Source organism: Nonomuraea sp. NPDC050786, assembly GCF_040654115.1.
Lineage (GTDB): Bacteria > Actinomycetota > Actinomycetes > Streptosporangiales > Streptosporangiaceae > Nonomuraea.
This window is the reverse complement of sequence record NZ_JBFAHJ010000006.1, coordinates 172,407-193,079: the sequence shown is the minus strand read 5'-3', so window position 1 is coordinate 193,079 and position 20,673 is coordinate 172,407. Positions and strand designations below refer to the sequence as shown.

20 protein-coding genes are annotated in these 20,673 nt (G+C 69.7%); 11 read left to right on the top strand and 9 right to left on the bottom strand.

The genetic code is table 11. The features are described 5' to 3' along the window. Positions 1 to 17: 17 nt before the first annotated feature. The 4 genes from AB0H84_RS14720 (at position 18) to AB0H84_RS14705 (ending at position 4,559) form a co-directional block, all read left to right on the top strand. A complete protein-coding gene (locus tag AB0H84_RS14720; protein WP_357603461.1) occupies positions 18 to 977 on the top strand; it encodes a hypothetical protein in 960 nt (319 codons plus the stop codon). A gap of 52 nt (positions 978 to 1,029) precedes the next feature. Beyond that, positions 1,030 to 2,355 carry a NosD domain-containing protein gene (locus tag AB0H84_RS14715; RefSeq protein WP_357603459.1) on the top strand — a complete coding sequence of 442 codons (1,326 nt, stop codon included), beginning with the start codon at positions 1,030 to 1,032 and terminating at the stop codon, positions 2,353 to 2,355. Between the two features lie 101 nt (positions 2,356 to 2,456). Next, entirely contained in the window at positions 2,457 to 3,476 is a 1,020-nt protein-coding gene (locus AB0H84_RS14710; protein WP_357603457.1) for a LacI family DNA-binding transcriptional regulator, read from the top strand. A 141-nt stretch (positions 3,477 to 3,617) separates the two neighbouring features. Further along, positions 3,618 to 4,559 (top strand): hypothetical protein, encoded by a 942-nt coding sequence (locus AB0H84_RS14705; protein ID WP_357603455.1) that lies wholly within the window; start codon positions 3,618 to 3,620, stop codon positions 4,557 to 4,559. Here AB0H84_RS14705 and lgt read toward each other — a convergent pair. Beyond that, complete coding sequence (lgt, locus tag AB0H84_RS14700; RefSeq protein ID WP_357603453.1) at positions 4,513 to 5,346, bottom strand: prolipoprotein diacylglyceryl transferase; 834 nt, start codon at positions 5,344 to 5,346, stop codon at positions 4,513 to 4,515. The genes AB0H84_RS14705 and lgt overlap by 47 nt on opposite strands. 112 nt (positions 5,347 to 5,458) lie before the next feature. On the opposite strand from lgt, the gene AB0H84_RS14695 reads away from it, so the two are divergent. From AB0H84_RS14695 to AB0H84_RS14675, 5 genes are all read left to right on the top strand, one after another. Further along, complete coding sequence (locus tag AB0H84_RS14695; protein ID WP_357603451.1) at positions 5,459 to 6,586, top strand: sensor histidine kinase; 1,128 nt, start codon at positions 5,459 to 5,461, stop codon at positions 6,584 to 6,586. A 31-nt stretch (positions 6,587 to 6,617) separates the two neighbouring features. Continuing rightward, on the top strand, positions 6,618 to 7,262 hold the full coding sequence (locus AB0H84_RS14690) for a response regulator transcription factor (protein ID WP_357603449.1): 645 nt from the start codon (positions 6,618 to 6,620) through the stop codon (positions 7,260 to 7,262). Positions 7,263 to 7,613: 351 nt separating this feature from the next. Beyond that, on the top strand, positions 7,614 to 8,459 hold the full coding sequence (locus tag AB0H84_RS14685) for a peptidoglycan-binding protein (protein WP_357603447.1): 846 nt from the start codon (positions 7,614 to 7,616) through the stop codon (positions 8,457 to 8,459). A gap of 49 nt (positions 8,460 to 8,508) precedes the next feature. Continuing rightward, on the top strand, positions 8,509 to 9,402 hold the full coding sequence (locus AB0H84_RS14680; protein WP_357603445.1) for a peptidase inhibitor family I36 protein: 894 nt from the start codon (positions 8,509 to 8,511) through the stop codon (positions 9,400 to 9,402). 36 nt (positions 9,403 to 9,438) lie between these two features. After that, positions 9,439 to 10,398, top strand: a complete 960-nt coding sequence (locus tag AB0H84_RS14675) for a SpoIID/LytB domain-containing protein (protein ID WP_357603443.1) — start codon at positions 9,439 to 9,441, stop codon at positions 10,396 to 10,398. 49 nt (positions 10,399 to 10,447) lie between these two features. Here the strand turns inward: AB0H84_RS14675 and AB0H84_RS14670 are convergent, their stop codons facing one another. Both AB0H84_RS14670 and AB0H84_RS14665 read right to left on the bottom strand, forming a co-directional pair. Beyond that, positions 10,448 to 11,485 carry an NBR1-Ig-like domain-containing protein gene (locus AB0H84_RS14670; protein WP_357603442.1) on the bottom strand — a complete coding sequence of 346 codons (1,038 nt, stop codon included), beginning with the start codon at positions 11,483 to 11,485 and terminating at the stop codon, positions 10,448 to 10,450. A gap of 409 nt (positions 11,486 to 11,894) precedes the next feature. Next, positions 11,895 to 12,746 carry a UbiA family prenyltransferase gene (locus AB0H84_RS14665; RefSeq protein ID WP_357603440.1) on the bottom strand — a complete coding sequence of 284 codons (852 nt, stop codon included), beginning with the start codon at positions 12,744 to 12,746 and terminating at the stop codon, positions 11,895 to 11,897. A 269-nt stretch (positions 12,747 to 13,015) separates the two neighbouring features. On the opposite strand from AB0H84_RS14665, the gene AB0H84_RS14660 reads away from it, so the two are divergent. Next, positions 13,016 to 13,789, top strand: a complete 774-nt coding sequence (locus tag AB0H84_RS14660) for an AfsR/SARP family transcriptional regulator (RefSeq protein ID WP_357603438.1) — start codon at positions 13,016 to 13,018, stop codon at positions 13,787 to 13,789. Between the two features lie 6 nt (positions 13,790 to 13,795). Here the strand turns inward: AB0H84_RS14660 and AB0H84_RS14655 are convergent, their stop codons facing one another. The 6 genes from AB0H84_RS14655 to AB0H84_RS14630 form a co-directional block, all read right to left on the bottom strand. Then, on the bottom strand, positions 13,796 to 14,458 hold the full coding sequence (locus AB0H84_RS14655) for a response regulator transcription factor (RefSeq protein WP_357603436.1): 663 nt from the start codon (positions 14,456 to 14,458) through the stop codon (positions 13,796 to 13,798). Beyond that, on the bottom strand, positions 14,442 to 15,389 hold the full coding sequence (locus tag AB0H84_RS14650) for a histidine kinase (RefSeq protein WP_357603434.1): 948 nt from the start codon (positions 15,387 to 15,389) through the stop codon (positions 14,442 to 14,444). Before AB0H84_RS14650 ends, AB0H84_RS14655 begins: the two co-directional genes overlap by 17 nt. Before the next feature lie 289 nt (positions 15,390 to 15,678). Then, the gene (locus tag AB0H84_RS14645) at positions 15,679 to 16,611 is read right to left on the bottom strand and encodes a methyltransferase (RefSeq protein WP_357603432.1); all 933 of its coding nucleotides are present in this window, start codon (positions 16,609 to 16,611) and stop codon (positions 15,679 to 15,681) included. A gap of 63 nt (positions 16,612 to 16,674) precedes the next feature. After that, the gene (locus AB0H84_RS14640; protein WP_357603430.1) at positions 16,675 to 17,640 is read right to left on the bottom strand and encodes a TauD/TfdA family dioxygenase; all 966 of its coding nucleotides are present in this window, start codon (positions 17,638 to 17,640) and stop codon (positions 16,675 to 16,677) included. A gap of 20 nt (positions 17,641 to 17,660) precedes the next feature. Then, complete coding sequence (gene sbnB / locus AB0H84_RS14635; RefSeq protein WP_357603428.1) at positions 17,661 to 18,665, bottom strand: 2,3-diaminopropionate biosynthesis protein SbnB; 1,005 nt, start codon at positions 18,663 to 18,665, stop codon at positions 17,661 to 17,663. After that, positions 18,655 to 19,371 (bottom strand): aspartate/glutamate racemase family protein, encoded by a 717-nt coding sequence (locus tag AB0H84_RS14630; RefSeq protein WP_357603426.1) that lies wholly within the window; start codon positions 19,369 to 19,371, stop codon positions 18,655 to 18,657. Before AB0H84_RS14630 ends, sbnB begins: the two co-directional genes overlap by 11 nt. A 102-nt stretch (positions 19,372 to 19,473) precedes the next feature. Between AB0H84_RS14630 and AB0H84_RS14625 the strand changes: the two genes are divergently transcribed. Next, positions 19,474 to 20,673 carry a cytochrome P450 gene (locus AB0H84_RS14625; RefSeq protein ID WP_357603424.1) on the top strand — a complete coding sequence of 400 codons (1,200 nt, stop codon included), beginning with the start codon at positions 19,474 to 19,476 and terminating at the stop codon, positions 20,671 to 20,673.

The window sequence follows — 20,673 nt, the reverse complement described above, 5'->3', positions numbered from 1 at the left end:
CACCTGAAAGGCTTTTCGTGCTGCGTCTCGACGACCACTGGGTCTGGGACTTCTGGCTCGCCGACGACGGCGGGACCTACCACCTGTACTTCCTCAAGGCACCCAAGGCGATCGGCGACCCCGACCAGCGCCACTGGAACGTCTCGGTCGGCCACGCCGTCTCCGCCGACCTCACCGACTGGACCGTGCTCCCGGACGCGCTGGCCCCCAGCGCCGGTCCCGCCTTCGACGACTACACCACCTGGACCGGCTCGATCGTCCGGGCCGACGACGGCACCTGGCACATGTTCTACACCGGCACCAGCCACGCCGAACGCGGCCTCAAGCAGCGCATCGGCCTGGCGACCTCCGACGACCTGCACACCTGGCGCAAGCACGGCACGGCAGCGATCCTGGAGAGCGATCCGCGCTGGTACGAGCAGCTCGAGACCGCTCAGTGGCCCGACGAGGCCTGGCGCGACCCCTGGGTCTTCCGCGACCCCGGCGGGGACGGCTGGCACATGCTCATCACAGCCCGCTCCCGGGCCGGCCACCCTGACCAGCGCGGCGTGATCGGCCACGCCCGCTCGCACGACCTGCTCACCTGGGAGGCGCAACCCCCGCTCAGCGCACCCGGCACCGGTTTCGGCCACCTGGAGGTCGCCCAGGTGGAGCTGGTCGACGGCAGCCCTGTGCTGCTGTTCTCGTGTCTCCACACCGAGCTGTCGGAGGAACGGCGGCTGGCCGGGGAGCGCGGCGGCGTCTGGGCCCTCGAACCCGGCGATCTGCTCGGACCGTACGACCCGCTCAAGGCGCGGCGCCTCACCGAGGAGTCCCTCTACAGCGGCCGCGTCATCCGAGATCGCGCGGGCGCCTGGGTCCTGCTCGCCTTCCGCCACACCGACGACGACGGCTTCATCGGGGAGATCACCGACCCGATCCCCGTGCGCCTCGATCCGGCTCACGGCCTGCGGAGCACCCAGCCGCTCCCGATGTGAGACCGCCTCAGTCCGGGCAATCCCCCACCCCCCAACCTTCAGGAGGAACCGCATGACCGAGAAGGATCCCGGCCTCACCCGGCGCCTGCTGCTCAGAGCGCCGGCAGTCGGCGTGGCGGCAGCCGGCGTGGCCGTGCTGTCGAACCCGTCCGCCGCCTCCGCCCAGGCCGGGCCGTCCATGGCGTACGACGTCACGACCTGGGTTCACTCCACCAACGCGGCCATCACCTGCTTCACCGATATCGGCGCGCTGATCAACGACATCATCGCCGACATCAAGAAGCGCCAGCCCAACCAGTCGTCGAAGCCCGGTGCGGTGATCTACATCCCGCCCGGCGACTACCCGCTCAAGACCAGGGTCACGGTCGACGTCAGCTATCTCACCATCAGGGGTGACGGCCACGGCTTCACCTCCTCCAGCATCCGGTACAACGCCGGAGACACCTCGGCCTGGCATGAGATCTGGCCGGGCGGCAGCCGGATCCGGGTCGAGAACACCGACGGCAAGAGCGAGGCCTTCCTCGTCTCCCGCAGCGGGGACCCGCGGCTGAGCTCGGTCGTCTTCGACAACTTCTGCCTCGACGGGATCTCGTTCACGCCGAACCAGAACTCCTACGCCAACGGCAAGGTCGGCATCCGCGTCGACACGGCCAACGACGCCTTCCGCGTCGAACGGATGGGGTTCGTCTACCTCGAGCGCGCGCTGGTCATCCGGGACGCGGACGCGCTGAGCGTGCACGGCAACTTCATCGCCGAATGCGGCAACTGCGTGGAGCTGATCGGCTCAGGGCAGGCGTCGAAGGTCACCGACAACCATGTCGGCGCGGGCTACATCGGCTACTCGATCTTCGCTGAAGGGCACCAGGGCCTGCTGATCGCCGGGAACAACATCTTCCCGCGCGGCAAGAGCCTGGTTCACCTGCGCAACACCAGTCGATCGTCGATCACGGGGAACCGGCTGCACGGCTTCTACCCCGGCATGTTCGATTCGGACGGGGTCAACAAGGAGAACCTCGTCAGCGGGAACCACTTCCGGAGGGAGCCCGAGCCCTGGGCGCCGATGCAGCCGTACGACAACGGCAAGGACGATCTCTACGGGGTGATGCACCTGTGCGGTGACGGCAACATGGTCACCGGCAACCTCTTCGCCTATGACGTCGCCCCCGCCAAGATCAAACCAGCCGGCGCGAAACCTACCATGATCCTGGTCGCCACCGGATCCAACAACCACGTCTCCAACAACAGCATGGCCAGCAACGTCGCGGCGAACGCCGTGGTGCTCGACGCGAGCACGCGAGGCACGAAGGTGATCGACAGCGCCACCGCCTCGCAGTTCGTCACCTACGCCACGGACTACGCCTTCCGCGCCACTCCCTGAGCCGCAGGGCGCGCCGGGGCGGGCTTGCAGACGAACCCCTTGTCAGATGTCCGTTCCGGGGTGAAGAATCGATTTGCTGAATCGTTTCTTCAAGGAGAATCATGGGCAGGCCGCGGATCAAGGACGTCGCAGCCCGAGCGGGCGTAGGCGTCTCCACAGTGTCCGTGGTGCTGAACAACGTCGAGGGCGCGCGCGTCAGCCTCGAGACCCGGGAGCGGATCCTTTCCGCCGCCCGCGCCCTCGGCTACACCTCCGACCCGATCGCCCGGAGCCTGCGCACGCGGAGGACTCAGACGATCGGCTTCGTCGGCGACGACATAGCGACCACCCCGTTCGCCGGGCGGATGATCCAGGGAGCTCAGGACGCCGCCTGGCAGGCCGGCTACCTGCTGTTCCTGGTGAACACCGGGGGCGAGCGCGCGCTCGAGCGCCATGCCGTTCGGGCGCTGCTCGACCGGAGCGTCGACGGTGTCATCTACGCCACCATGTACCACCGGCACGTCGAGCTCCCCGAGCTGCTGGGCGACGTGCGCACCGTCGTCCTCGACGCGCGCCCCACCGGCGGCTCCGTGCCGTACGTCGTGCCCGACGAACGCGGAGGCGCGGCCGCGGCGGTGGGCGAGCTCCTGCGCGCGGGTCACCGGCGGATCGGCTTCGCCACCGAGTCTCTGGAGGTGCCGGCGGCGACCGGGCGCCTGGCCGGCTACCACGAAACGCTGGCGGCGGCCGGGATCCCCGCCGACCCGGAGCTGGTGGCGGCCGAGCACGGCGACACGACGGGAGGCTACCGGGCGGCGGGCCGCCTTCTCGATCTCGACGAACGGCCGATCGCGATCTTCTGCTACAACGACCGGATGGCCATGGGGTGCTACCGCGCCGCGGCCGAACGCGGCCTGCGCATCCCCCACGACCTGTCCGTCGTCGGGTACGACGATCAGGACCTGATCGCGCCCGAGCTGTCCCCGGCACTGACGACCGTCGCCCTCCCCCACTACGAGATGGGCAGGTGGGCGGTCCGCCGGCTGCTGGGGCTCATCGAGGACGACCCCGAGCAAGGGGAGCAAGGACATCTCATGCCGTGCCCGCTGGTCAGGCGGGACTCGGTGGGGCCGCCGCCGTGAGTTTCCCCCGGACCGGCCCGTACCCTGCGCCTGCTTGGTCGCGAGCCGGCATGAGCGGCGAAATCCAGCTGCTCAACTGATTCACAGAATGATCGTCTGCGCGCTACTCTGCCTCCGGCCCAACGGAAACGGAGACCGTGGATGCACAAATTAGCCAGATCCGGTTTTGCCCTGTCCTTAGTCGGGACCATAGTCGCGGCCACCCTGATCGCCACCGCACCAGCCGCGTCAGCCGCGCCCGCGCGCGCCGACGGGCACCGGGTCACCGTCATGGTCCACGGGTTCGACCGCGAGGCCGACATCAGCTGCTCCGGCGCATGGAACAGCGCCAAGAACGTGCTGAACGCAAATGGCTGGGGCGACGTCGTCACCTTCGGCTACTACAACAAGGCCACCAACTGCGACCTCAGGCTCCAAGGGACCACCGACACGCGCATCCAGGAGGTCGGCCGCCAGTTCGCGTGGACCGTCTACTACCTGTACTCCAGCAAGGACGTGGCGATCGACGTCGTGGCGCACTCCATGGGCGGGCTGGTCGCGAAGGCAGCCATCGAGGGCGTCAACCGGTACGGCGTGGGCAAGCCGCCGCCCGACCTGAGCGGGCTGACAGTCGATCCGAACAACCTCGGCGCGACCGCGTGGCCCAGAGCCTGGCCCCCCTTCCTGTACATCGAGGACATGGTCACGTTCGCCACGCCGCACCTGGGCATCGGCAGCGCGGTGGTGACGGCGTGCGCCATCACCCACGAGCAGTGCAGCGACATGCGTCCCGGCAGCGGCTTCATCAGCTGGCTGGGAAAGCAGCCGCCCTCCCAGATGGGCACGGACTACACCTTCCTCGCCTCGAGTCATGACGACACGGTCAGCGTCGACTCGGCGACCAACAAGCGCACCGCCCACCATTGGGCGGTCTACGGCTCGAACGCCGACGGCGGCACGCTGAGTCACACCTCCATCCGGAACACCTCGACCGGCGACTGGCAGGCGTCGTACGGGGGCGAGTTCAGCGACGAGGGTCAGGGCTCGTACCCCGCGCCTATCCTGCGGATGATGGACGGCCTGTACGACCAGCAGGCCCGGTAGCGCGGAACGACCGGGTGGCGGTCAGGTAGGCGACCGCCGCCCCGAGGACCAGCAGCGCGGTCCAGACGTTGAAGCGCAGCCCCAGGACGAGAGGGGCGGGGTCCATGCGCAGCCACTCGATCCAGGCGCGGCCGGTGGTGTAGGCCGCGGCGTACAGGGCGAACACCCGGCCGCGGTCCAGCCGGAAGCGCCGTTCGGCCCAGAGGACGAGCCCGAGCACACCCAGGTTCCACAGCGACTCGTAGAGGAAGGCCGGGTGGTAGGTGGCCGTGGATTCCATGCCCGGCGGCCGGTGGGCGGGGTCGATCTCGAGCGCCCAGGGCAGGGTGGTCGGTCTGCCGTACAGCTCCTGGTTGAACCAGTTGCCCCAGCGGGCGATCGCCTGCCCGAGTGCGATCCCGGGCGCGACGGCGTCGGCGAAGTCGCGCAGGGGGATGCCGCGCCGGCGGCAGGCCAGCCACGCGCCCAGCGCGCCGCCGGCGACGGCGCCCCAGATGCTGATCCCGCCCTCCCAGATCGCGAAGGCGCGCAGGGGGTTCTGGCCGGGGCCGAAGTACCGCTGCCAGTCGGTGGCCAGGTGGTAGATCCGCGCACCGATCAGACCGAACGGCACGGCCCAGGTGGCGATGTCCCCCACCAGGCCACGCTCGCCGCCGCGGGCCGTCCAGCGGCGCTGGGTGATCCAGATGCCGACGGCGACGGCGAGCAGCATGAGCAGGGAGTAGGCGCGGATGGGCAGCGGGCCGAGGTACCAGACGGCTTGGGACGGACTGGGGATGGCTGTCACGCCGTCGAGTCTCGCTCCGGTGCGGCTGCGCGCACATCGAGCGGGACACCGATCGCCGGGTCAGTCGACTGGTTGATGCCGGACCGGCGGGTGGCTGATTATCGTCGGTGCTGTGGAGTCCTGGGAGCGGTCCCGGCGCCGGTGGCAGCACGCCTTCTTCGTCTCGTGGCTGGTGCTGACCTCGGCCGGCCCGCTGGTGGAGGTGGGTCAGGTCCTGCCGGTGCTGCTCGTGGCCGGGCTGGCCGCCTGGTATGCGGTGTGGTTCGTGCTGCGCACGCCTCCCGCCGGTGAGGTGCCGCTGCCGTACGTGGTCGGCGGCGGGCTGCTCTGGCTGGGGCTGTTCGCGATCGACTCGTCCTTCCTGGCGGTCTGCCTGAGCGTGCTCGTGCCGTACTGCATGGACGCCTTGCGCGTCGGGCTGGTCGCGGTGCTGTCGTGCGCCGGGGGCTGGTTGTGGCACAGCTACCACGAGGGCGGGTCGATCACCTGGACCGAGACCGCCATCACCGCGCTGATCGCGATCAGCGCGGCCACCTCGGTCGGGTACTTCTACTCGGTGGCCCGGCAGAGCGCCGAGCGCAAGGAGCTGATCGACCAGCTGCAGGCCGCCCAGGAGGCGCGGGCGGCGGCCGAACGGCAGGCGGGTGTGGCCGCCGAGCGGCAGCGGCTGGCCCGTGACATCCACGACAGCCTGACCCAGGGGTTCGCCAGCGTGGTGATGCTGCTGGAGGCGGCGCAGGAGCGGTTGCCGGACGACCGGCACCTGACCCAGGCGTTACGGGCGGCCAGGGAGAACCTCGCGGAGAGCCGCCGCGTGGTGCGGGCGCTGCGGCCCGGCGAGCTCGACGACGGCGGCCTGCCGGAGGCGCTGCGGCGGCTGTCGGGCCGGCTGTCCGACGAGACCGGCATCGAGGCACACACCGTGATCACCGGGGCGCCGCGGCCCCTGGACGCGCACCTCCAGGCGGAACTGCTGCGGGTGGCGCAGGAGGCGGTCGCCAACGCCCGCCGGCACGCCCACGCCGGGCAGGTCACGCTGACCCTGTCGTACATGGAGGACCTGGTCGTGCTGGATGTCCACGACGACGGCGACGGCTTCGATCCCGAGCGGGCCGCCGCCGGCCACGGCCTGCAGATCATGCTTGAGCGGATGGAGCAGCTCGGCGGCACGCTCCTCGTGGAGAGCGCGGCCGGGGAGGGCACCACGATCGTGGCCGGCCTCCCGACGGTGGCGCGATGACCGCCCGGGACGCGATGGCCGCGAGGGCCCGATGACCGCGCGGGGCGCGATCCGGGTCCTGATCGCCGACGACCACCCGGTGGTCCGTGACGGCATCCGGGCGATGCTCGGCACCCAGGACGATCTGGAGGTGGTCGGCGAGGCGGTCTCAGGCTCGGACGCGGTACGGCTGGCGCGTGACCTGCGGCCGGATGTCACGCTGATGGACCTGCAGATGCCCGAGCTCGACGGCGCGACAGCGATCGGCCGGATCCGCGAGCACGACCCGGGCGCCAGGGTGATCGTCCTGACCACCTATGATGCCGACAGCGACATCTCCCGGGCCATCGACGCCGGAGCGATCGGTTACCTGCTCAAGGACAGCCACCGTGAGCAGCTGTTCGACGCCATCAGGGCGGCGGCCCGAGGGGAGAGCGCCCTGTCGCCGGCGATAGCGACCCGGGTGCTGTCGTGGGCGCGCGCCGACGCGCCCGGCGCCCTCAGCGGCCGGGAGATCGAGGTCCTCGGCGCGGTCGCCCAGGGGATGAGCAACAAGGCCATCGCCGCCCACCTGTGCATCAGCGAGGCCACGGTCAAGACCCACCTGCTGCACATCTTCGCCAAGCTCGACGTCGACGACCGCACCGCCGCCGTGACCGTGGCGGCCACGCGGGGGATCATCCGCCTCGGCGGTTAGGAAAGGGCTTCGTGCGTCGCCATGAGGTGAGCGGCGGGCGCTCGCGCAGAGCCCGATTCCTTCGTGTCGGGGCCGGGCACCGGCCGTCCGGAAAGCGTCCGGGAAGCGAGCCGCGCTCGTAAGTGGCCGCCTCGGGCGTCTTGGCAGAAGGTGTGCCACGTATCGCCTCGCAACCCGGTCTGAGCTGGCGTTTCTCGCCATCGGACGACCTGTCGAACGGCGCGTACGCCCGTACGGAGAGGCCTGTCGAACAGGCTGACAACACCGATCTCCTGGCGGACACGCGAGCGAACCGCAATCTTGGATCCCGCCACGCCGGAACCGCCTCAGCCCCTGAATCAGGAGTATCCGATGAAGTTGCCCTCACGCGCCGCTGCCCTCACGGCGGCCGCCCTGTTCGCCTCGCTGACTGGAATGTCCGAGGCGTCGGCGGCACCGGTGGCCGGCGCTGGGGCCCTTCCGAGCCTGAACATGGAGGCTACCGTCAAGGCCGCCCAGATCGACCCGCGGCGGCCCGACAGCACCCAGACCCCGGGCGCCAAGGCCAGCGTGCTCCTCGTCGAGCAGGCGCTGCGTGACCGACAGCTTCTAGACGCGAAGTGGGTGGACGGTTACTTCGGCACCACGACGATCGCCGCCTACGCGAACTACCAGAAGTCGCTCGGCCTCAGTGGCCTCGACGCCACCGGCCTGCCGAACAAGACGTCGCTCACCAGCCTCGGCACCGGCCGCTTCAAGGTCACCGACACCATCGACCCGGGCGGCCGGGTGTCCAGCGACGGTTTCGTCATCAACGCCCGCACGCGAAGCATGCTGGCGGAGGCCAAGCGGCTGCTCGGCCGCGACCTCAAGCTGGATCAGGGGTCGTACAACCCCGGTGGCGACCCCACGTCCGCGGGCACCCACGACGGCGGCGGCGTCGTCGACATCTCGGTGAAGGGGATGAACTCCGCCACCCGCACCGCGGTCGTCCGCACGTTGCGCCTTGTCGGCTTCGCCGCATGGCTGCGCAACCCCCAGCAGGACGACTGGCCGTGGCACATCCACGCCGCCGCCATCAGCGACACAAGCCTCTCCGGACAGGCCCAGCACCAGATCGGTGACTACTACCTCGGCCTGAACGGACTCGCCGGCCGCGGCCCGGACGACGGCCCCAAGGTGACCATCCGCACCTGGGAGGAGTACCGGCGCCGCTGACTCATCCATCCGACAACCCAAGCTCCGCAGAACAGAAAGAGAGAACAGCATGAGAACGCTCACCAGGATCCTCACCGCGGCGACCGCCACCATGGCGCTCGGCGGAACGGTCCTCGCCACCGCGGCGCCCGCCTCGGCTGCGAACCGCGACGGAATCTGCGATACCGGCGAGTTCTGCTACTACTTCAACAGCAACAATCAGGGGTCGGTCTCCGACTTCACCGGATCGATCGACGACTACGCCACCACCCAGCCCACCTGCTACGACTTCAAGGGCCCCGGCGAGGGCAAGGGCCAGTGCATCAAGAACGCCGCCGCCTCCGCCTGGAACCGCAGCAGCAAAACCGTCCGCGTCTACTACAACAGCGGCCACACCGGCATCTACCAGGACTTCGCCCCGGGCGCCAAGGGCAACCTGAACGCCAGCCTCAAGAACCAGAACGCCTCGCACGAGTTCGGCCCGTCGTCATCGCCGCGCAGCAACATGTCGTACTCGCTCTACGCGACCAGCGGTGGCACGATCACCTGCGGCTTCGACGGTTACGACTCCACTCCCGGCCGGCACGAAGGCATCGACATCGCCCGCAGCGTGGGCTCGAGTGTTCACGCCCTGGTGGCGGGCGAGCTCATCAACGTCGTACGCGGATCCACCGGCAGCGGGGGCCTTTCCACGATCGCCATCTACAACGCCGCGGCGAACAAGACGGTGATCTACCTGCACTCCGCTCCGGCGTCCTCCTTGCGCGTGGGCCAGCAGATCACCCGCGGCCAGGTCATCGCCACCGAGTCGTGGCATGGGGTGTCGAGCAGTTCAGCCGCACACACCCACGTCGAGATGCGCCCCGGGCGGCAGACGCTTGCGGCCAAGAGCGTCAACGACCCGCACCTGGACAACCCGAACCCGACCTCGTTCTGGAACTCCCAGGGCTACAACGTCCGATAACGCTCCGCGGCCACTGACCAGAAGAGGAAGACAGCTGTGCCTTTACGAACTGCCCGGCTGATCCCGCGGCTCGCCGCGGCGACCACCGCGATGGCGCTCGGCGGGACGATCCTCGCCACCGCGGCGCCCGCCTCGGCTGCGAACCGCGACGGAATCTGCGATACCGGCGAGTTCTGCTACTACTTCAACAGCAACAACCAAGGGTCCGTCTCCGACTTCACCGAATCGATCGACGACTACGCCACCACCCAGCCCACCTGCTACGACTTCAAGGGCCCCGGCGAGGGCAAGGGCCAGTGCATCAAGAACGCCGCCGCCTCCGCCTGGAACCGCAGCAGCAAAACCGTCCGCGTCTACTACAACAGCGGCCACACCGGCACCTACCAGGACTTCGCCCCCGGCGCCAAGGGCAACCTGAACCCCACGCTCAAGAACCAGAACGCCTCGCACGAGTTCCTGAGCTCACCGGGATCGCCGGGATCGCCGACCGGGTGCAAGACCGACGGCACGGACACCAAGCTGCCCACGACGATCCTCGTGTACCGCAAGGACCTGGATCGCGTGGAGCGGGTGGACTTCAAGACCTACGTCAAGAACGTCCTGCCCAACGAGTGGGTCTCGACCTGGCCGACCGAGTCCCTCAAGGCCGGGGCGATGGCCGTGAAGAACTTCGGCTGGTACTGGGCGCTGCACTCCAACCGCAAGACGCCGAGCGGCGAGTGCTTCGACGTCTACGACCACACGTCGAGTCAGGTGTACAAGCCCGGCTCCGCGAAGGCGGTGACGAGCGCCGCGGTGGACGCGACGTGGGGCACCCGGCTGACGCGCAACGGGAAGATCTTCCGAGCCCAGTACTGCTCCACGACGACGGCCTGCGGAAACTGGGTCGACGGCGACTGGATGTCGCAGTACGGCTCTCGCGATAAGGCCAGGGACGGCTGGAGCTACTCCAGGATCCTCCAGTACTACTACACGGGGATCGTCATCAGCTCCTGAACCTGCTGAGGCGTCCGACTTCAGCCCCCGCCGTGTCACCCGGCGGGGGCTAAAGTCCGTCGACGATGATCTGGAAATTGATCGGCCGGCTGCCGGGGAACACGACCGCCCCCGAAGCGTCCACCATCTTGAAGCGCACGTAGCACAGGCCCGGCTTCTTGGGCGTGGTGATGTCGGTCCGGATGTCGACCGTCTCGCCAGGCTGCGTGTCCTGGATCGGCACGTCGGCGATGGTCTGGCACTGGTCGGCTTGCTGCGCGCGGTCGAGGCGGCGCAGCGAGTATCCCTTCCACGGCACAGTGCCGGCGTTCTTGAGCCGCCAGACCTTGGTCATGGTCTTGCCGGGACCCACGCGCGTGCAGTCGGGAAGCGTGACGTCCTCGATGAACGCGGCCGCGTCACCCTCGTGCAGCGGCGGGGCCCAAGGCGGGTTGGTCGCACGCACGGGGCAGTCGGCCGCGGACGGCGCGGCAACCGACGGGCTGCCGGTCGCGATCAGGCTGGGTCCCTCGGGCTTGGAGCCGCTGTTGACGGCGACCACGACGAGGACCGCTGCCCCCACGGTGACAGCCGCTGTGACGAACGCGGCCGGGCCAGTCAGCCGTAATCGCCCTCTGCTCCGCTGTGCAGGAAGGAGAGGCCGGACCTCGCCCACGAACTCGTCGGACGGTGGCGGCGGCGTAGGCCCGAATGCGGAGGTCTCGCCGGCCGACCGGAGCGCTTGTGACCCGACGGCGAGGTGCACCGTACGAAGCTCCACGGCGCCTGTGGCGGCGGCTGCGAGCCCGTCGGTGTCCGCGCGGACCGAGGGATCCCCGGCGCTCGTCGATCTGATCGCCCGGTTCGCTCTCTCCCAGAGTTCGCGGTACGCGGCCGGGTCCGCGTTACACACTTTGACGAATTCGACGGTGGTCTCCCAACTCGGGAGCCGGTTACCCTTAGTGGCTTCATGCAACGTCGTGTGAGAAATCGCCCCGGACCGGCCGGACATCTCACGGAAAGGTGGGTTGCCGACCGCGTTGCGTAACTCCCGCAGGATCGCCGCAAAGTCCTCGATTATCTCTGCCCGTGCACGCCTGTCGTCCACCGTGTGAAGGTAACAGCACTCACAGTCTTCACTCAAGGGGAACCGGAATCAGCGCGAAGCCGGGCGGGATGAGCGTGCAAAAAGCCGTGCGCGAAGCGGCCGCGCACCAGGACGAACAGGCCCGTATCCTGGTAGAACGCAACGAAGGAGACCGAGAAGCAGGTCGGGCCTCTGCCCCATCCAATAATGATGGATATATACGATTACGCAGACGAGTCAGGGCGTTACAACGATCCCGACACCGGGTTGACCGGAACGCCCTCAGCCGACTCCGTGACCAGGTCCGGGACAGTACACAACAAAGCAGCTCTGGCCAGGCTCTAAAACACGGTGTGTCAGGACCGAAATAATGTCTGTCGGGTTTAATCCGACGAAGTTCTTTCCCTCTCCCCCGGCTCCGCTGAAACGGTCACAGGGTGACGGCGACGGCCAGGTGCGCACCGTACTGGGTCACCATGAACGCCCGGTACGGCCGCCGAGCCGCCGTCCTGCTCCCCCGTGACAGCGGGCTGACCGCGAGCCCGGCCAGGACGACCGCCCCGGACAGGGTGACGGCAGCGGCCGTGACCAGAACAGGGGTGAGAGCCGCGGAGACCCACAGGAACGCCCCGCCCAGCGCGACGGCCGCCAGACCCACGCCGCCGCGCACGGCCGTGGCGCCGAACAGGTCGGCGGCCGAGCGGCGGCCCGCGGCGGCGTCGCCCGCGACGTCGGAGAAGTCCTTGGTGGACGTGCCGACCAGTCCCATCCACAACGACATGGCCACGGCCAGGACAGCCGCGGCGAGCAGCGGCCGCGCGTCGCCCGTCAGGCCCTCCCCGCTCACCAGACCGGCCCAGTAGGTGAGCAGCCCGCCCAGCGTCACCGTGGCCACCGCCCCGGCGGGATGCCGCTTCAGCTGGCACGGGGGCGCGTTGTAGAGGTAGCCCAGCAGCAGGAACCCGGCGACGGCGGCGACGAACCAGAGACCGAGGGCGGCCCCGGCGAGCAGGGCCACGCCGGCGGCGAGGCAGGCGAAACGGCGGGCTTGGCCGGGCGGCAGCTCGCCGCGGGCGATGGGCCTGCCGGAGACGTTGACGCGGTCCTCCACCACGTCGGTCACGCCGTTCAGGAGATAGACGAAGACGACCGCGCACTCCCAGGCGAAGGCCCCCAGCAGCACGCGCGCGCTCATGCCGGAGCCCAGCGCCGCGCCGGAGCAGAACCTGAGCAGGAAGATGACCTGCACGACGGGCCTGGCCTCGGCCAGGCAGAGCCGCACGAGCGGAAAGAGACGGGGACGGCCTAAGTGAAATCCGGAAAGAGTGACCATGCTTTGAAAACTAAATCCACCCCTGACGGAAAGACAGGGGCGTACGCCTTAATATAACGAAATACACCCCCGTTTCGCCGGAGGTATACAACCTGCGATACACCCGGGACGCATTTGGGAATACATCCTTCGGTACGGCCATTACATCTTGCCTGACAGAAGGGGATGTTCCTATGTTTTCCAGCAGGTAATCAGCGCCACGGAAGGGGGCACCGGTAATGGTGCTTTTCACGGCTCTCGGCACACTCAGCGTGTCGGACGGCGACAGAGCGTGGGCTCCGAGCAGCCCCAAGCTCCGCCAGATCCTCGCTCTGCTGCTGTCGCGCGCCAACCACGTGGTCACCTTCGAGGCCATGATGGAGGAGCTGTGGGACGCCGACCGGCCCAAGACCGCGCTGACCACCGCCCAGACCTACGTCTACCAGCTCCGCAAGGCGATCTGCCGGGAGGTCTCCCCCGAGGTGATGCCGCTGACCAGGCCGAGCGGTTACCTCCTGCCGCTCGGCCCGGAGCAGCGCTTCGACGTGCAGGTGTTCCAGGACCTGGCCGGCGAGGGGCGGCGGCTGCTGCTTGAGGGCGCCTACGAGCAGGCGTCGCGGCAGCTCTCGCGGGCGCTGGACCTGTGGGCCGGCGAGCCGATGGCGGATGTGCCGTGCGGGCCGCTGCTCACCGCGTACGCCGTGCACCTGGAGGAGCAGCGGCTGCACGCGCTGGAGCTGCGCATCGAGGCGGACCTGCGGCTCGGGCGCCACCGCGAACTCATCGGGGAGCTGAAGTCGCTGGTCACGGTGCACCCGCACCATGAGTGGTTCCACGGCCGGCTGATCTCGGCGCTGACCAGGAGCGGCCGGCGGAGCGAGGCGCTGCAGGCGTACCGGACCGTCCGGGCGATCCTCAGCGACGACCTCGGCCTCGACCCGTCGCAGGAGCTGCAGGAGCTGCAGCAGGCCGTGCTGACCACCGGCTCGACGCCCGCGCGGTGGGCCGTGTGACCCCGCTCAGCCCACGTTGGGGATGAGGGAGGCGGCGGTGGCCTTGTTCACGGCGTCGATGCGCGAGACCGCGCCGAGCTTGACGAAGATGTTGTGCAGGTGGCGCTTGACCGTGGCCTCGGTCAGCATGACCTCGGCCGCGATCTGGGCGTTGCTCATGGCCTTGGCGACCAGGCCGAGCACCTCCAGCTCGCGCGGCGACAGCAGGCCGGCGGCGGGCTTGTCGGCCGTGCCCGCGGGCATCGCCAGCAGCGACTGGCGCGAGACGGCGAGCAGCACGCGGTCGGTGCCCGGCGTCGCCATCCTGATGGCCGCGATGAGCTCGTCCCAGCTGGCGCTCTTGTGCAGGTAGCCGCGGATGCCCAGCCCGATCAGCTCCAGGACCAGCTCGGGGTCGTCCTGCATGCTCAGGATGACGATCCGGGTGTCCGGGGAGACCTCCGCGACCTCGTGGATGTTGTCGGTGACGTCGCCGCCGGGGATGGACACGTCGAGCAGCAGCACGTCCGGCTTGACCTGGGCGACCAGGGCCAGCGCGTTCGCGGCGTCGCCCGCCTCGCCGACGACCTCCATGTCCTTCTGGCCTTCGATGATCTCCCTGAGCCCGACCCGGAACAGCGTGTGATCGTCGACGATGGCGACCGTGATGCGGCTATTCCTCTCCGTCATCGGCGTTCCTCAGGATCGGGACGAGCAGTTCGACCAGGGTTCCCGTGCGGGGGCGGCTGGTGATGGCCACGGAGCCGCCGACGAGCTTGGCGCGTTCTTCCATGATGGCCAGGCCCGCGCCGTCCTTCACGGCCAAGGGGTCGAAGCCGCGGCCGTCGTCCACGATCGAGGCACGCAGCTCGTGGGGCGCGATGTCGATCCTGACGACGACCTCGGCCGGCGCACTGTGACCGAACGCGTTGCGCAGCGCCTCCCGGATGATGAGGTAGACCTCGTCGCGCACCTCGCAGGTCAGCCAGTTCTCGTCGCCGCTGACGATGAGCTGGTGCCGGACCTCGGACGACATCTCGGCCAGCAGCGTCGTCAGCGCCTTCTCCAGGTTGTCGACCGAGTTGCTGAAGCGCAGGTCGCTGATGAGCTTGCGGATGGACTCCATGGCGTCCTCGACGGCCTCCTGCGCCTCGGCGACCTTCTCCATGGCCGCGGCGGGGTCGTCGTCGAACATGCGCCTGGACGCCTCCAGCCGCTGGCGGGTGACCAGGACGCCGTAGCTGACGCGGTCGTGCAGCTCTCTGGCGATCCTGCCGCGTTCCTCCATCTGGTCGCGGTGGACCTCGTGCAGCAGAAAGCTGGCATACCAGGCGGAGGCGTCGCGGATGCGGTGGGTGAGGCTGGCGTTGAGGAGGCGTACGGCTTCGCGGAAGACGTGGTCGGAATCGGCGTCGCGGTGCATGGTGCGCGACAGCCAGTCGAGCGTGACGTCGAAGAGCACGCCCGCCGCGCGCAGCGACTCGGTCGGATGAATGCGGCTGCGGACCCTGGAGGCGGCGATCTCCTGGCTCAGGTCGGCGTTGCCGCCGCCCATGACGACGCCCGGGTCGCGCAGCTCCTCGGCCACGTCCACGAGGATCGTCGAGTAGTGCTCGACCACCTGCCGCGCGGAGTCGGGATTCCCCAGAATCGGACTCTTCAGCTTGCGTAATTCGTGGACGAATGCGCCGAGTAATTCGTCCTGGCGATTCAGTAAGTGTTCAGCGATTGTTGCTCGGAGGGTTATAGCGTCGAATTCCCCCATGGCATGCCTGCCGCCTGATTCTCTCCCGTGCGCTCCCACGCACACCCCGATCGGATCTCACAAGTCAGGACAACATGATCTTTCGCAAGCCAAAGTACCCTGGCCGATCCCGACCAGCAAGACCCACACCTAGTTAGTGCAATATTCAATAAAGCAGCTCGCATTCCAGCACCGCCCACCCGCCCGCCCTGACCGGACCGGCCGGCTCGAACCCGGCCACGCCCACCAGCCGGCGCCATTCGGCCAGGTCACGGTGGCGTCCGCCGCTGGTCAGCATGATGTCCACGTCGACGAACTTGCCCGCGTCCCAGGCGTTGGGGCCGGACAGCACGAACGCGCACACCAGCAGCCGCGCCTGTCCTGTGGCGGCCCGCCGGACGTACCCGAACACCTCCAGCAACCGGTCGTCGTCCAGCGCGTGCACGGGATGGCGCAGCAGGTACGCCTCCGAGCCGCCCGGCAGCTCGTCCAGGTCGGAGACCGGCAGCAGGCGCGAGACCGGCAGCCCCGGCATCGGGTACCCGCCACCGATCTGGATGATCTGGTCGAATCTCGTGAAGTCGAAGCTCTCGAGCAGCGCCTCGTCCGCGGCACGGTCGTAGCGGGCCTTGAGCTGCCCGTACAGAGGATCCGTCTGGAGCCGGTCGGCGAGCGCCCTGGGGACGGCCGGCTCGCCCGTGCGGAGCGTGTGCAGGATCTCCACCAGGGGCCGCCACCCCAGCTCGTCGCCGTCGTGCAGGACGAGGTCGCGCTGGCTGACAGGGCTGTCCGCGCGCAGCGCGTCGGCCATGGGGGTCAGGGCGAAGCGGCCGTCGGGGTGCTGCGAGAAGACGCCCACGGACGCCGTGCAGCGCAGCACCCGGTAGAGCGCGCCCGCGTCCGCCCCCACGGCCTCGGCCAGCTCGGCGGCGGTCATCGGCCCGCCGGCCAGGCGGTCGGCCACGCCCAGCACGGTCAGCCCGTAGATCATCTGGGAGACGCGCTTCCCCTGGAAGAACAGCAGCAGCCGCCGGTGGGGCGGCAGGTTCGCCGCGTCCGCCGGCCCCGCCACCGTGTCCGTCTCCGGCCCCAGTCCCATCGATCCTCCTCGTGGCGGGTACGCCTCTGGGACGCCGCCAGACGGTCCCGCGAAGAATACGGGTCAGACGATGACGTGGCCGTCGCCGGGGCGCTGCAAACGTGAACGGCGGAAGTCCGTGACCACGAATGTGCGCTGCAGCCACCGGTCGGCCCCGTCATAGCGCGGACGGAACGCCGTGCGCCCGTGCACCGCCACCCGGTTGTCCACGATGGCCAGGTCACCCGACCGCAGCAGCACCGTCTGCGCGAACTGGTCGAACAGCCGCCGCAGCTCCTCCAGCGCCCGCCCGGCGCGCGGCGTCAGCGGCTCGGTGGCCGACAGGTCCACGCACATGTCGGGGTCCTCCGGCGAGCCCGTCAGCACGGGCGCGGGCGCGGCCCGGTCGCCGGTGCCGAACGACGGCGGGGCCGAGGTCACGAACTCGGGCGCGGACAGCGCCGCCACGTGCTCCTCCCCCAGGAACGGCATGACCTCTCTGATGCAGGACGTACGCAGCCCCGCCACCCGCTCGTGGTCGGCGCGCAGGCACAGCAGCATGACGTAGTCGGGGCGGTGGACGTGGAAGGCGTTCTCGTTGTGGAAGTCCAGCAGCACCGATCCGGCGTTGCCCTGGAAGTCCTCCTTGCCCTCGACCGGCACGACGTCCTGGACGAGCGCACCGCCCTTCTCCGGCAGGTAGGCGACCGGCTCGCCCAGCTCCACGGCCGCCAGCATCAGCAGCAGCGCCGGAACGGTACCCGTGAGCTGCACCGACGTGCTCGCACGCGGGGTGCAGGGCAGCGAGTCCTCATCGACGGGCAAGCCGGAGATCACCATCGAGCCCCGGCTGCCGGAGTCGCGCAGGAACGAGCGCAACATGCGCCGGAACGCGGCAGGCGTCTCGGCCGCGGCCTGCCGGCACGCCTCGATCATCAGCGGGGCGTCGAGCCGCCCGCGGGCCACCGGGAGGACTGAGCGGGCCAGCGCCCGCAGGTGGTCGACGTCGGCGGGGCTCAGGGTGTTGGTGTCCGCCGTGGTCAGCAACATCGGCTCACTCTCCAAAGAATTCAGCTGGACTTCGCGGGGAAGAAGTCGGGCACGATGCCCAGCTCTCCCTGGGCGCGGGCGGTCTCGTACACGAACTTGCCGACGGCCAGGTCGAGGACGCCGAGGCCGAAGGGCGAGAAGATGACGGGCCGGTCGCGGCGCACCTCGGCCTTGCCGGTCATGACGTCGTAGAGGGTCCCGTCCACGAAGGCACGCCCGCCGGTGAGCTGCTGGGCCAGGTCGAGCGAGGTGCCGGCGCGTAGGCAGTGGTCCACGTCGTCCACGACGTTGGCGGCCTCGGCGATCAGCTCAGGCGCCAGGTCGCGCAGCGACACGTGCAGGACGAGCGGATGGCGCTCCAGCGCCTCCGGCGCGCTGACGTGCGGGGTCGCGGCGACGGTGGCGAACACCACGAGGTCGCAGGCTCGCATCAGCTCCTCGGCCGTGTCGTGCACGACGACGCCGGGGGCGAAGCGCGCCGCGTTCGCCGGGACGGCGTCGTAGGCGGCGACGCTCTCGAAGGACCACCCGGTGGCGGTGAAGTAGGAGTGGATCGTGCGCGCGATCAGGCCGCAGCCGACGTAGCCGACGCGCACGGGCCGCGACCCGCCGCGGGTGAGCCAGTCGGCGGCCAGGACCGCCGAGGCCGCCGTCCTGGCGGCGCTGATCAGGGACGCCTCCAGGCACGCGTACGGGTGGCCGGTGGCGGGGTCGTTGAGCACCAGCACGCCGGAGGCGCGGGGAATGCCCGCCGCCGTGTTCGCGGGGAAGCTGGAGATCCACTTGAGTCCGTCCACGGCCGCATCGCCGCGGATGGAGGCGGGCAGCGCGATGATGCGCGCCGCCGGGCGGTCGGGGAAGCGCAGGAAGTACGACGGCGGGTTGGCCGTGAGCCGATCGCCGTGGTCGCGGTAGGCCCGCTCGACCAGGTCGATCACCTGGCGTTCGGTCCCGGCCAGCGTGCGGCGGACGCTCGACGCCGGCACCACGCCGAACTCGGGGACCACGAGGGTGTCATCCCGCATGGCGCAGCTCCTCTCGGGGGGTCGTGAGCAGGGCGGGCAGGGTACGGGCGACCGTGCGCAACGCGTCCACCACGTTGCCGTCGCCGCACCGGTCGGCCAGCGGCCGGGCGATGAGGTGGAACTCCGTGCAGCCCAGGACGACACCCGAGCAGCCGTACCGGCGGCGCAGGCGGTCGACCTCGGCCGCCGCCTCGGCGCGGTCGCCGTCGGCCTTGAGGCGGTAGATGAGGCGGTGCACCAGCTCCTGGTCGCTCTCCACCGGGAGCGCGACCCGGTGGGCGACGCCGCCCCAGCCCGGGGCGTCTTCGAAGAGGCGGGTGTCGCGCGTGCCCCGGGTGCACAGCATGAGGTGCTTGCCCTCGGCGCGTTCCAGGCCCGCCACGGTCAGGTCGACCAGGGAGGTGACGCGGGCCCGTACGGCGGGGCGTACCAGGGGCAGGAAGTGGTGGGCAGTGAAGCAGGCCATGACAAGCGCACTCGCTCCGCGCGACAGCAGCTCGCCCAGGCTCCGGTCGAGCCGGCGGCCCAGCTCGGGCGCGGCCGGTCCGCCGACGGCACTCGTACGGTCGGGGAAGGCGGGATCGGAGTCGAGCAGCACCCTCGGCATGTCCTGCTCCGGGGTGCGCAGATTCGTTTCGTACAGCGTCTTGAGGAATTCGGCCGAGGCGAGCGGCCCCATTCCGCCGAGCACACCGAGAACGTTCACCAGGGCACGCTAAGCGGGCGCGTTATCGGCTCGATATCGATAACACCGCGATAGGCCGGGCTGCCATATTCGCGGGCGGACTAGAGAATGGGGACACACATCATGACCGAGGTCCTGCTCGAGAGCGTCCCGCTGGCCGACGGCGGTACGCAGCTGTTCGACTGGCTGGCCCGCATGCGCGACGAACAGCCCGTGTGGCAGGAGGGCGACGGCGCCTACCACGTCTTCCGCCACGCGGACGTGGAGCGCGTGGTCCGCGACCACACGGCCTTCTCCAACGACATCAGCCGCATCAACCCCGAGCTGGCCGAGATCAGCCGGGGCAACCTCAACTCGGTGGACCCGCCCGAGCACACGAAGCTGCGCCGCCTGGTGAGCAAGGCGTTCACCCCGCGCACCGTCACCGGGCTGGCGCCGCGCGTCGCGGCGCTCGCCGCCGAGCTGCTGGACGAGGTGGACGGCGAGGAGTTCGACCTCGTCGACGCGCTGACCTTCCCGCTGCCGGTGATCGTGATCTCCGAGCTGCTCGGTGTGCCCGCCTCCGACCGCCACCTGTTCCGCACCTGGATCGACCGCCTGCTCAACGCCCAGGGCATGACCGCCCGCGAGGGCATCACCTCGGACTCGCCCGAGTACGCCGCCCTGCTCGAGCAGGTCACCCGCGACATGGCGGACTACCTGCTCCAGCACTGCCGCGAGCGCCGCGCCCGCCCTCAGGACGACCTGATCAGCAGGCTCGTCCAGGCCGAGGTGGACGGCGAGCGGCTCAGCGAGGACGAGGTGGTCAAGTTCGCCGACATCGTCTTCATGGCGGGCAGCGTCACCACGACGCTGCTGCTCGGCAGCACGGTCCTGTGCCTGGACGAGCACCCCGCCGCGATGGCCGACCTGCGGGCCGACCGGGGCCTGATCCCCTCGGCGATCGAGGAGGTGCTGCGCTACCGGCCGCCGTTCACCTCGGCCAGCCGGATCACCGCCCGCGAGGTGGAGATCGCCGGGACCGTCATCCCGAAGAACCAGCAGGTCACCCCATGGCTGCTGGCGGCCAACCACGACGGGCGCGTCTTCGCCCGGCCCGGCGAGTTCGACATCCGCCGCGACCCGAACCCGCACCTGGCCTTCAGCCACGGCATCCACTTCTGCATCGGCTCGTCACTGGCCCGCATGGAGGCCAGGATCGCGCTGGAGGCGCTGCTCGACCGGTTCCCGCGCCTGGCCGTGAACCGCGGCGTCCCCATCGGCTACCACGAACGCGGCATGTGGGGGCCGAAGAACCTGCCCGTCGTCGCGCGCCGTGGCTGA